This is a genomic window from Paraburkholderia caffeinilytica (assembly GCF_003368325.1).
Lineage (GTDB): Bacteria > Pseudomonadota > Gammaproteobacteria > Burkholderiales > Burkholderiaceae > Paraburkholderia > Paraburkholderia caffeinilytica.
On the sequence record NZ_CP031466.1, the window covers coordinates 1,023,017 to 1,035,368 of the forward strand.

Sequence of the window (12,352 nt, forward strand, 5' to 3'; positions counted from 1 at the left end):
CTCATGGTTGCCGCGCCGCCCGCGAACACCTGAATGGAGGAACCGCACAACAAGGCGACGAGGAGAAGTTTGCGTGACGTCTTCATGGTGGGCTCCCTGGTTTTGTCAGTGGGGATGAGGCTTTAAACAGCCTGCCGCGTGGCGCGGCCAACAATCGTGCGGTCGGCAAGCCACACCGCGAGCAGCGTGGCGCCCATCAATGGAAAGACGAGGCCGAGCAGAACGAGGCCGGTTTTCCAGCCACGCATGGGCGGTGCGGCACGTTCGCGCGACGGTGCGCCGAGCGAGCGCCGTGGCCGATCTTTCCACCACCGCTTCCACCACATCACGCAGCCGGTCACGGCCATTCCCGCGAGCCCAAGCGACATCACGGCGCAGAGGATCTGATTGGCGACGCCGAAATAGCGGCCCATATGCAACGATGTGCCGTACGACACGGCCTTCGACACCGCGCCGTAGTCGCCGTAACGAATGTCTTTCAGCACCGTGCCGCTGTATTGGTCGATGTACAGCGTGCGCTCGTCTCGCGGGTCGGCGGGAAAGTAAGAGACGGTGTAGACGCCCGTGGCGGAGGTGGGCAGCACGATGTCGTAGCCGTTCGGGACGCCGAGCGAGGCGACCAGCGCAACGATGCGTCCGAGCGGCAGCGCGTGTGCTGCGTGTGCGTCGGCGGATTGCGGCACGGGCGTGTTGCCGACGGCCCATGGCGTGAGCGGCAACGGCAGGTCGTCCATCACCATGCCCGGCATCGAGTCCATGCTCGGCGGGTGCGCGTCGTGTTCCTTGGCCGATGCTTCATTGGCTGAAGCGTGTGCGCCTTGAGCCGATTGCGTCTCGGCGGCTGCATCTACCGTGCCCGCGTGCTTATCGGCGCGGATGCCCGGAAGGGTCGAGCGTAACGGCAGACCACCCCACGAACCCGGCGGCGCACCAAGATTGGCGGCGCTCGCGAGCGCCTTGAACTGCTTACCCCATGAACCCGTCCACGGCAGGCCGCTCAGCACGAAAACGAGCGCACCGAGCGCGAGCCAGATGCCCATCACGGCATGGAGGTTCTTCCAGAGCGCGCGGCCTTGTAGCGAGAAACGTGGCACCAGCGCCGCGCGTGCGGTGGTTTTTTCGCGCGGCCACCAGAGCGCGACGCCGGTGCCGATCATCACCAGCGTCCAGCACGCGGCCAGTTCCATCAGCAATTCGCCTGGCTTGCCGAGCAGCAGCTTGCGGTGAAGCATGCGGTCCACCTGCATGAAGCGGCGCTCGACGCTTAACGTGCCCAGAACTTCGCCGCTGTATGGATTCAGATAGACGCTTTGCTTTTCGCCATCGGCGAGGCGAAAGATGAACTCGGTACTGCGATCCGGTGCGCGAGCGATGGGCGCGGTCACCGCGCGCGCATCGGCCGGCATCGCCGCGCGGGCTTTGGCGAGCAATGCGTCTTCAGTCAGCCTGGGCGTGGCTTGCGGTTCGACGATCAGACGGTGCGGGTAAAGCAGCGGCTCGATTTGCGGCTGGAAGCAATACAGCGTGCCGGTGATCGCGAGCACGATCAGAAACGGCATCACAAAGAGACCCGCATAGAAGTGCCAGCGCCAGAGCGTTCGGTAGCCGGCGTTTGCCGTGCCGGTTGCCGAGCTCGCGCGTTGAGCGGTGGTGGTGGACATTCGATCCTCCTGAAGCAAATAGTGAGTCGATCGGTTTGCGCAGCGAGGCACGCGCCGGTTTGCCACTCGCGAGTGCATCGGGTACATCGATTCGCATCGAGACCATCGAATGCAGGACGAGTACATGGCGAGTACATGGTGAGTACAAACGGCGTGTACCAATCGCGTGTTCACATGCGTAACTTCGCTTCGACGTAGAACGTGCGGCCCGGATACGGGTGATAGACGAAATAGCGCGCGTCGAACAGGTTGTCGACGCCGATGCCGACCTCACTCAGCCTGGTCGGCCTGAACGTGAACTTCGCGTCGGCCACGGTGTATGAACTGGTGCCGCCGAATACGTCGGGATTCGTGTCGGTATTGGTGAGCGTGTTGTATTGGCGGCCGGAGTAGCGCGCGGCAAGCGTGAGCGCCGCGCGTTCGTCGAAGCGATACGTCGCGGCGAGATTCGCGCGCCACAGCGGAATCCGATAGAAGTATTTGCCGACGGTCGCCGGGTTCTGCGCGTTCGCGATGATCTTCGACTGCGTGTGCGCCACGCTCGCCAGCAGATCCAGGCCGCGTATGAACACGTCCTGCCCCGAGTAGCTCGTTTCGACACCGCGCGAGCGCACCTTGCCGATGTTCTGGAAGTTCGTCACATTTGGGATCACGGTCGTATCGGTCTGGCTGAAGATCGTGTTCTTCACGTCGTCCTGAAACAGCGAGAAGCGGAACACGCCGTTCCAGTGCGCCCATTCGGCGGTCAGCTCTTTCGAGAGATCGTCTTCGGGTTTCAGATTCGGGTTGTTGTTGATGATCGACGAGCCGTTGATTTGCCCCTGGAACATCTCGCCCACGGTCGGAAACCGGTAGGCGCGGCCAATGGACGCGCGCAAGCTCAGATCGTCGGTGACATCGAACGACAACGAGGCTTTCGGCGAGACATGATGCTGGTTCGCGTTGCTGTACGGGAAGGCTTTGCCGGGCAGCGTCTGCGAGCCGTCATAGGCTTGCCAGTCTTCGTACCGTACGCCGTAGACCAATTTCCAGCGCGGCAGAAAGCGCCATGCATCCTGCGCATACAGCGCCTGCGTCTGCGTCTTGCCGACGAACGAATTGGCAAACGACGTGGCCGCGCCGTCGCGCCAGTTCAGCGTGTTGTAGCTCTGGTTGTCGAGGAAATAGTTGTCGTAGCGATAGCCGAAGCTCAGCGCGTGATTCGCCAATCCCGCCTGCGGCGCGACGGGGGTGTAGGTGGTGCGCAGATCGAGCGTTTTCCAGCCGGTGCCGTCGCCGAAGATCACCGTGCCGGGACCGTTGCCCGGCGCACCCGAACTTGCGGTGCGCGCCACGCTATTGCCGACGTCGTAGTAAGAGGCGATCGCTTCGCCGTTCCAGCCGGTGGCATGGCGGGTTTTCAGCGTGAGCCCGTATAGCCAGTTCTCGCTGTGGCCGAGACTCGGGGCGAAGGCGGCAGCCGGAATCGTGTACTCGTAGCCGCCGATTGCAACCTTGCCGCTGTATACCGGGTTGCCGTTCGCATCGCGCAGGAAGCTCGACGTGTCGCTGTTGTAGGTCTGGTGCCAGTAGCCGAGCGTAAAGGCGGCCTGCAGTGTCGGCGTGAAGTCGTACTGCATTTTCAGCTTGAACTGGTCCTGCACCGTGTGCTCGATTCCTTCGCCGTTTACGCCGAGCACCGCGGTCGGCGTGCTGGTCTGGTTGTTGTAGAAGGTCGCGCCGGTCACCGGCGTGTCGCCGGCTTTCGCGGGCGTGCCCGACTTGGCCAGCGTGGCGAATTGCAGCGGCTGGCTCGTGTTTTCAAGGTGATTCACGCCCAGAAAATACGAGAGCTTGCCGATCCGGTCGCCAATCGACGCGCTCGCCTCGGTGCCGTTGAAATTCCGGTTCACACCGAACAGGCTGAAATGCTGGGTGAAGGCTTTGACGTCCGCGTCGGCTTCGAACTTCTTCGGCATGCGCGTGCTGACGAGCACCGTGGCGCCGAGCGAATTGCCGGGATAGAGCGCGGAAAACGGCCCGTAGATCACGTCGACTTGCTGGATCTCATCGGGAAACACCATCGACCAGCGCGGCGGAAACGAATAGCTGCTGCCGAGCAGATTGCTGAGCAGCAGGCCGTCCGCGTAGACGAGACCGCGCGCGCTTTGCGTGTTGCTGGTGCCGCGCACGGCGATGATCGAATTCAGATCGCCGATAAAGCGCTTGCGCACGGCAAGGTTCGGCATGTACTTCAACACGTCTTCGGTGTTGACGACGTTCCAGTTGTCGAACTGGTCGCGCGTCACGGTCTCGACCGAGGCCGGCAGGTTAGGGTCGACGGCGCGCGGGGTGGCGACGGCGTTGGCGCTGACCGCAGGCAACGTGGCGTCGGCGGGCGCGCTGTCCGCGTGCGCCGGGGAGGCGACGAATGCCGGCACGAGCGCCGGAATCAACGCGGAAAAATACGACTGGAGGTGCGTCGGGAGAGGCGTCGGGAGACGTGCGGGGAAATACTCAGAGAAGCACGCAGAGAAGCGGGCAGAGAAGTGGGCAGAGAAGTGGGCAGAGAAGCGCACAGAGAAGCGCGCCGGAAAATACGGCAGCGGCCGCCGGCCGGATCGAATGCGCCGGGCGCCGTCGCGGGCGCAAAAGGGCAGCCTTCGCAAGGCGAAGTTGAACATGAATGTTTCCTTGATGCATTGAACAGGCGATCGCGCGCCCCCTCGACGGGTGCGGCTAGATGCGCGATCAGGAACAACAGCGATCAGGAAACGGCGGGCGGGCCTCTTGGGCGTCCGGACGGAAATGCGCCGAGCGGCGTGAAGCGGGTGGAGAGGGCGGGCGGCACCGTGCCGGCAAGCACGAGCGCGGCCGGCGGTTCGATGGCCGCGACGCTCGGCATGGCCACGTGATGCTGGAGCAGATGGCAGTAGCCGCATGCGCCGAAGGCGTCGTCGTGGCTGAGATGGACGGGTGCGGGGCTACCCTGCGTGGATTGGCTCGCGAGGCTCTGGCCAGGCGGCTGGAGCGCAGAACAGAGCGCCGCGAAGGGCTCGTGCGCGCGGCTCGATACCAGCATCTGACTCACGATCGGCGCGAACACGACGAGCCACATGGCGATCAGGCCAAGCCATGCGGTCATGCGGTTACGGGAGCGTGGAGTCATGGTGGTGAAGGTAAAGAAGCGGGCGATTCTAGCATCGCCGCGCACCCGTTTCTCGTGTGATTCCGTCTATAGCATTCGATCAGAAGGCCGAAACCCGCTCATTTCGGGGCGTTACAGCCTTGCCGTTTCCCGTAAGCTGTGTGGTAAATGTCCCGCTTTCCTTGTCGGCGCGTCGACCCCTCTGCGCGGATGCGCAGCGTCGCGAAAACGCCGGACCGGGTGCGAAACATTCGATTGACCTGGCCTGAGCGCCGCCGACCCCAGCTACCACGACTCATGACCGCCCCGCAGACGCGCGCCCCCTCGATAACCGACATCAACCAGCAGGCGGCATTGCTTTGCAAAAGCGGGCAATTCGCCGATGCATGGTCGCTGGTTCAGCCGGTCCTCGAACCGCGCGCCGGGGTGGCGGAAGACGCGCGGGCCGACGCGTTGAACATTGCGGGCGCCTGTTGGTACGGCATGGGCAGCGTGTCCGACGCGGAAACCTACTGGCGCCAGTGTCTGCGCGCAAAACCCGATTACGCCGAGGTGTACAGCAGTCTCGGCATGCTGCTCAAATCGCATGGGCGCCTGTCGGCGGCCAAGGCGGTTTACCGGCAACTGGTCGCGCTGTGCCCCAGCCACGCCGACGCGCACAACAATCTCGGCACCGTGCTCTACGGAATGGGCTACAAGGACGAGGCGGAGGCGTCGTATGGTCAGGCGGTCGCGATCCGCTCCGACTACGCGGAGGCGCACTACAACCGCGCCATCGTATTGCACGAGCTGCGCCGCCTGCATGAGGCGGAAGCGGCCTATCGCGAGGCGCTGATCGGGCTGCCCGAGCATGCCGAGGCGCATAACAACCTGGGCAACGTGCTCATGGAACTCGGCCGCGTTGCCGATGCGGACACCGCATACCGGCAGGCGCTGACCATCAAGCCGCAGTATCCCGAGGCGCTCAATAACCTCGGCGGCGTGCTGAAGGCGACGCATCGCCTGCCCGAGGCCGAGCTGGCTTGCCGGCTCGCGCTGGCCATTCGCCCGGATTACGCGGAGGCGCATCTCAACCTCGGTGCGGTGCTGGCGGAGCTCCAGCGGCTGCCCGAGGCGGAAGCGGCGTACCGGGAGGCCATCCTGCATCGCCCGGACTATGCTCAGGCGCACTACAACCTCGGCCTCGCGCTGTCCAGCCTCGAGCGTCTGCCCGAGGCCGAAATGGCTTACCGCGAGGCGATTCGCTTTCGGCCCGACATCGTTCACGCGCACAACAATCTCGGCTGCGTGCTTCGCCTGCTCGACCGTTTGCCTGAAGCCGTCGATGCCTTCGCCCAGGCGCTCGCGCTTTGTCCCGATCTGGCCGAGGCCCACTACAACGTCGGGGCCGCCCTGGCGCAACTCAAGCGGCTGCCGGAAGCCGAAGCCGCTTACCTTCGGGCGCTCGCCCTGCGGCCCGATTACGGCGACGCCAGATTCGGTCTGGCCGTGCTGATGCTCGGCATGGGCCGCTTCGACGAGGGCTGGCGGTTGTACGAGTGCCGCTATGAACAGCCGGGCTTCGTGCATCAGAAAACGCGCGCCATGCTGAGCTGTCCGCAATGGCAAGGCGGCACGCTCGCCGGCAAGTCCTTGCTGGTCTGGCAGGAGGACGGACTCGGCGACATGGTCCAATTCAGCCGCTATTTCGCCTTGCTCAAGGCGCAAGGGGCCACGCATATCGCCTTCGCGTGCGTGCCTGCCTTGCACCGGCTGATGGCTTCCGTGGACGGCGTCGATGCCGTGCTCGATCACGATACGGCATTGACCGGCGTAGCCGCATCCACCTACGACTGCTGGACAAGTCTGTTGAGCGCGCCGCTGCACTTGCGCACCACGGTGGACACGATTCCGCGCGCAGTTCGTCTCGCGGCCGAGCCGTCGCTCGTCGATAAGTGGCGGCCGATGCTCGAGACCCTGCCCGCCGGCCGCAAGATCGGGCTGGTCTGGAAAGGCAATGCGAAACACCATAACGATGCGAACCGGTCGATCCCCACGCTGGCCACGCTTGCGCCGCTCTGGAGCGTGCCGGGCCTGAACTTCGTGAGTCTGCAAAAAGGCCAGGGGGAGGATGAGGCGCAACATCCGCCCGCCGGTCAACCGCTGCTCGAACTCGGCTCGACGGTGAACGATTTCGCCGACAGCGCCGCGATCATCGCGCAGCTCGATCTGGTGATCTGCGTGGATACGTCAATGGCGCATCTGGCCGCGTCGCTCGGCAAACCGTGCTGGGTGATGCTGCCGGAAAAAGACATCGACTGGCGCTGGATGCACGAGCGCAGCGACTCGCCGTGGTATCCGCACACGCTGCGGCTGTTCCGCCGGGCGATGGGCGAAAGCTGGTCCGTGACGGTCGAGAGAGTGAGGCAGGCGTGTGTGGAGCGATTCGCCGTAGAGACCACTAGCGAGCGCCGCAGCACCAGAAAATGATCCTGTTGCTCTCGTGACTCGCGACGAAGCCGCGTTTTTCATCGAACCGCTGCGCATCCCCGCGGCCCTTGCCGGTGGTGAGTTGCACGAGCGCGCCGCCGCGTGGCGGGCACGCTGCGATCGCCCACTCCAACATGGGTTGGCCGATGCCCGAGCGCACGGCTATTACGCCTCGGTTACCTGCATCTGATACAAACCCCACGGCGACAACACGAAGCGATCCTTGAGCGGTTTGCTCGCCAGTTCGGGGATGCGGTCGGGATCGTAGACGGCCCATAGCGGTCCCAACCCGCCGAGGGGTAGCGGCTTGCCGTCCATGTGTGTCGCCACGATCATGCGGTAGTCGTGCACTTTGTCGAGCGTCGTCATGACGGCGTAGCCGTCGACCGCGCGCATGACAATCTGGGTGCTCCCGGCAGCCGGCGCACCGACGTGTGCGAGCAGATCGCCGAGCAACGGGCCGCTCAGGGTATGCGGCCGGGCGTCGTATTCGATGGTGGGCTTGATCGTCACAACCGGCATGCTGGCGATCAACGGAAGATCGACCCCGTATGCCTGCGAAAATTTCACCTGATGCTTGGCCAGCAACTGATCGAACGCCGGATCGAGCGCGCCGCGATTGCTGCGCTTGATGGCGCCCGCAATGGTTAGGACAACGGGGGATGCGGCGCACGCTGCACTGCCGGCACGCTTGCTGGCGAACGCAGGAGCCGCGGTGGCGCCGAGCACGGCCGCGCTGGCTAGAAACTGACGCTTATCCATTTGCTTCTGCTCCTGGATTCATGAGACGGGCGGATGTGGGGGGATCTTCGCGCCCTCCATTCTGGCAGAAAAGTGTCGGGCCGACGCCGAGCCGATGCAGCGCGATAAGAATATTAGATGTCCTTGCGCGCTCCTTCAGGTGCTTCCCGAGCACCGTCGACGCGACCTCCCTGGCGCTCGCGCCCGGCGGAAGCCCGCAGCGGCCTGAAGTGCCGAGCGCCGCGCTGTTGCGCACGGCGAGGCGGCTGGTCGACGGCGTAGTCGGCATTCCTTCGACGGTGTGGCAGACACGGACCCGAGCTCACCTAAGCCGGTCTTACACGAATCGGCTGCCCCGCTTTAGGCGTGTCTAGTGGTATTGCGGATTGCGGAGATCAATCCGATAAATGAGCCAGACATCTTTGCACTGATCGAAATGCTGACTATTCGGAAAGCCGATGTATGCTGTAATAAATATTTCTCAATGTCGTAGTATACGCACCGATGCCCGGCATAGATCGATGGTCTATAAATACAATATTCAAATATAAATTGACCCAATCAAATCAAAATGCATTGAAGCCGTTAAGCAAGCCGTTGATGCAGGCATAGGTGGCGCTGGCCGGATCCACTCACCGGCCATGCCAGGGCAGCCATTCGCAGGCCTGGCAGGGGTGTCGCGGGAGTGGCCATGCATGGCCATACGATGCAAAAAGCATTCAGCAGACAAAACGATATTCAGCAGACAAAATGTCGGCCTGGATAAAACGCATCCCGCATATTGCATTTGAAGATTTAACAGTTATGATGACGTCTCCCGATGCGATTTCTCGAACGATCGCTTTGTGGAGGCGGCAGGAATATTTGCCGGGCATTGACGCTGGAGGGGGTAATTAATACTTCCGCGCAGATAGACTAAATCGAGGAGACGATATGCTGAGTCCCCATGAATTCGCTACCTTAATGCTCATCAAGAACGCGCCGGATCAGATTGAACTGGGCCGCGCCGAGCTCGACGCCCTGCTCGAGCGGCAACTCATATCACTGGAAAACCTTGCGTCAGGACGCTCACGCGCCCAGATCACAAGCGAAGGCGATTCCATTCTCAAGGCGGTTGCCCGGCTGCGCTAGGCATCTGCTGCGGTACCTGCTTCGATTTATTCACCATCGCGATCCGCCGCAGTACGCCCGTTCGATATCGGGGCTTTGCGTACCGGACAAGACTTTTGAGGAATCCCACAATGACTCTATTGAGTCCCGAGCAGATTGCTGCCGAGAAAGCCAACGTCGACGCGTTCTTCGGCCTCGCCGGAAAGATCTTTGAAGGCGTCGAAAAGCTGGCTGCGCTGAACCTGCAGGTTGTCAAAGCCACGCTGGCCGAGGTGCAGGAGAACCTGGCGAAAGCGTCCGGCACGACAGAGCCGCCGCAATGGTTCGCGCTGCAAGCCGGTTTCGCCGGACCGTTCGCGGAAAAATCGCTGTCATACGGCCGGCAAGTGTTCGAGATCGCATCGTCCACTCAGGCTGAAGTCACGCAACTCGCCCTGACGCACTACGAGCGGTACAACGATCGCGTGCAGGCACTCGTCGAGGAAACGGCGAAGCATGCGCCCACGGGCTCTGAAGCCGCGATCGCAGCGTGGAAGTCCGCGATTGCCGCCACCACGACCCTGTACGAAACGCTGCAGAAAACGGGGCAACAGGCCGTGCAGTTTGCCGGGAGCAATCTCGATGTGGTCGCAGCCACTGCGTCAAAGACCGTGCGAGGCAATGGCGGGCAGGCTTCCGCTGCCGCTGCGGCGGGCGCGAAGCGGTAGAGCTGGCGCGGGCAGCAATGCCCGTGGTGAGATTCTCTGTCATATATCAAGGATTCCTGATGGAGAAGGAATCCGCGGTTACCGTGTCCAATTCATGGACTGAAAGTGTTGCTCCAGGCGAGCATCACGCCAGCTTTTGTGAGGACGATTCGATGGCAAAGCAGATCGCGGTGGTAACGGGTGGCATGGGCGGACTGGGTGAGGCGATCAGCATCAAGCTGCATGACGCCGGGTATGCAGTCGTGGTCACCTGTTCGCCGGGCAACACCGGTGCGAACGAGTGGCTCGCCCGAATGGAAGCGCAGGGACGGCAATTCCGCGCCTACACGGTCGACGTCGCCGACTACGACTCGTGTGAACGATGCGTGGCGCAAATCAGAGCGGAGGTCGGACCGGTCGACATCCTGATCAACAACGCCGGCATCACGCGCGACGCCAGCTTCAAAAAACTGGACAAGGTCAATTGGGACGCGGTCATCCGCACCAACCTCGATTCGGTGTTCAACATGACGAAGCCGGTGTGCGACAGCATGGTCGAGCGTGGCTGGGGCCGCATCGTCAACGTGTCGTCGATCATCGGTTCCAAGGGCGGGTTCGGCCAGACCAGCTATGCGGCGGCAAAGGCCGGCATGCACGGTTTCACGAAATCGCTGGCGCTCGAGGTGGCGAAGAAAGGCGTCACCGTCAACACGATCTCGCCCGGTTATATCGCGACGAAGATGGTGATGGCGGTGCCCGAGGACATCCGCGAGACGAAGATCATTCCGCAGATTCCGGTCGGCCGGCTCGGGCAGCCTGACGAAGTCGCCGCGCTCGTGCTCTATCTATGTTCGCGCGAGGCGGGCTTCGTGACCGGCGCCAACATTGCAATCAACGGGGGCCAGCACCTGCAGTGAAGCGGGTCGTTCGCAAATTCAGCAATGGAGGTCGCGATGAGTGAAGCTGTGGGAATCGTGATGGGTTCGTTCGTGCTGGCAATAGCACCTGTGTTCGTCGCCGTTCACTATTACCGGGAGCAGATGCGCCGAAAGCGGCTTAGACACCTGGATCATCGCCACTACTGGCCGCACTGGAGAAACGTCCGGCATTGAGTTGGCGCGCTCGCGAGGCTGTTGAGGCTGTTGTTGCGATACGTTGAGGGCTGCTGCGTTCCAAGGCGCAGTAGGCACCTCTGGTTTCTGCCGGACGTCTGGACCAGCAGAATTCTCCAAGCCAAGGTTTCACCGCCTTGGCTTTTTTTTCGCTCGCTTCTCATGGAAATCCCGTACGGATCCTGGGTCTCCGTGTAAGCCGAGAGAAGGATTCGCTCTCCTAGAATCGGCCCATCGATGCAGACGGGCGGCATTCCGCCGCCCCACACAATAACGGAGACGATCGATGACCCCTGGTTTTCGCACACTGCGCCATATCGCCGTTGCTTCCGGCCTGCTGTTCAGTCTTGCGTCGCAACACGCGACGGCCGCCGGCGGCGAGAAGATCACGATCATGGTCGGCGGTATCACGAAGCTGATCTATTTGCCGGCGCGCCTGACCGAACAGCTCGGTTATTTCAAGGATGAAGGACTCGATGTCGAACTTCTGTCGCAGCCCGCCGGCGTCGACGCTGAAAACGAACTGCTGGCGGGCGCCGTTCAGGCCGTCGTCGGTTTCTACGACCATACGATAGATCTGCAAACCAAGGGCAAGGACGTCAAGGCCATCGTCGTGTTCGGGCAAGTGCCGGGCGAGGTCGAAATGGTCTCGACCAAAGCGGCCGAAACAGTCAAATCGATGGCGGACGTGAAGGGCAAGACGCTTGGCGTGACGGGCCTCGGTTCTTCAACAAGCTTCCTGACGCAATACCTCGCCGGACAGCACGGCATCCAGTCCACGGAATACACGATGCTGCCGGTGGGCGCCGACGCCAGCTTCATCGCGGCGATCAAACAAGGCCGCATCGACGCCGGCATGACGACCGAGCCGACCGTCTCGGCATTGCAGAAGTCCGGCGACGCGAAGGTGCTCGTCGACATGCGTTCCGTGGAAGGCACGAAGGCGGCGTTGGGCGGCACTTACCCGGCGTCGAGCCTCTATGTCCAGGCGGCATGGGCCGATTCCCACAAGGCGGAAGCAGCAAAGCTTGCGCACGCGTTTGTCCGCACGATGCAATTCATCCATACGCATAGCGCGGAAGAAATTGCAGCGAAGATGCCTGACGACTATCAGAAAGACAAGCCGCTTTACGTAAGCGCGTTGAAAGCGTCCCTGCCCATGTTTACGAAGGACGGCAAGATGCCTGCCGACGGTCCCGAGACCGTGCTGAAAGTGCTGTCGGCGTTCAACCCGTCGGTCAAAGGCAAGCATGTCGAGCTGTCGAAAACCTACACCAACGAGTTCACCGGTTCGAAATAAGCCGGCGCTTGACCGTTGCTGCAGCCCGTCTTTTGCAGTGTGATTTCGTTGCAATGCCGGTGCCGCCTCCGCGGTACCGGCGACTTGCATGGATAAACCTGATGAATCACGTTGTTTCCAAAGACGCTCCGGTGATCGAGTTCGAC

General features: G+C 62.4%; 9 protein-coding genes. 5 read left to right on the forward strand and 4 right to left on the reverse strand.

From position 1 onward, the window contains the following. Positions 1–122: 122 nt before the first annotated feature. The 3 genes from DSC91_RS04620 to DSC91_RS04630 all read right to left on the reverse strand — a co-directional run bounded on the left by DSC91_RS04620 (position 123) and on the right by DSC91_RS04630 (position 4,809). Positions 123–1,661, reverse strand: a complete 1,539-nt coding sequence (locus DSC91_RS04620) for a PepSY-associated TM helix domain-containing protein (RefSeq protein WP_115777043.1) — start codon at positions 1,659–1,661, stop codon at positions 123–125. A 170-nt stretch (positions 1,662–1,831) separates the two neighbouring features. Next, positions 1,832–4,324 (reverse strand): TonB-dependent receptor, encoded by a 2,493-nt coding sequence (locus DSC91_RS04625; protein ID WP_229758289.1) that lies wholly within the window; start codon positions 4,322–4,324, stop codon positions 1,832–1,834. An 83-nt stretch (positions 4,325–4,407) separates the two neighbouring features. After that, the gene (locus tag DSC91_RS04630; protein ID WP_115779691.1) at positions 4,408–4,809 is read right to left on the reverse strand and encodes a DUF2946 domain-containing protein; all 402 of its coding nucleotides are present in this window, start codon (positions 4,807–4,809) and stop codon (positions 4,408–4,410) included. A 276-nt stretch (positions 4,810–5,085) separates the two neighbouring features. On the opposite strand from DSC91_RS04630, the gene DSC91_RS04635 reads away from it, so the two are divergent. Beyond that, positions 5,086–7,257, forward strand: coding sequence for a tetratricopeptide repeat protein (locus tag DSC91_RS04635; RefSeq protein WP_115777044.1), 2,172 nt, complete (start codon positions 5,086–5,088; stop codon positions 7,255–7,257). Between the two features lie 165 nt (positions 7,258–7,422). Here DSC91_RS04635 and DSC91_RS04645 read toward each other — a convergent pair whose 3' ends face one another. Further along, positions 7,423–8,019, reverse strand: a complete 597-nt coding sequence (locus DSC91_RS04645) for a putative pterin-binding protein (protein WP_115777046.1) — start codon at positions 8,017–8,019, stop codon at positions 7,423–7,425. 912 nt (positions 8,020–8,931) lie between these two features. Between DSC91_RS04645 and DSC91_RS04655 the strand changes: the two genes are divergently transcribed. The 4 genes from DSC91_RS04655 to DSC91_RS04670 all read left to right on the forward strand — a co-directional run bounded on the left by DSC91_RS04655 (position 8,932) and on the right by DSC91_RS04670 (position 12,206). Then, the gene (locus tag DSC91_RS04655; protein ID WP_115777048.1) at positions 8,932–9,129 is read left to right on the forward strand and encodes a hypothetical protein; all 198 of its coding nucleotides are present in this window, start codon (positions 8,932–8,934) and stop codon (positions 9,127–9,129) included. 110 nt (positions 9,130–9,239) lie between these two features. Next, positions 9,240–9,815: a phasin family protein gene (locus tag DSC91_RS04660; protein ID WP_115777049.1), complete on the forward strand. Its 576-nt coding sequence runs from the start codon at positions 9,240–9,242 to the stop codon at positions 9,813–9,815. 152 nt (positions 9,816–9,967) lie between these two features. After that, positions 9,968–10,711 carry an acetoacetyl-CoA reductase gene (gene phbB, locus DSC91_RS04665; RefSeq protein ID WP_115777050.1) on the forward strand — a complete coding sequence of 248 codons (744 nt, stop codon included), beginning with the start codon at positions 9,968–9,970 and terminating at the stop codon, positions 10,709–10,711. Positions 10,712–11,192: 481 nt separating this feature from the next. Beyond that, positions 11,193–12,206: an ABC transporter substrate-binding protein gene (locus tag DSC91_RS04670; RefSeq protein WP_115777051.1), complete on the forward strand. Its 1,014-nt coding sequence runs from the start codon at positions 11,193–11,195 to the stop codon at positions 12,204–12,206. The last annotated feature ends 146 nt before the right edge of the window (positions 12,207–12,352 follow it).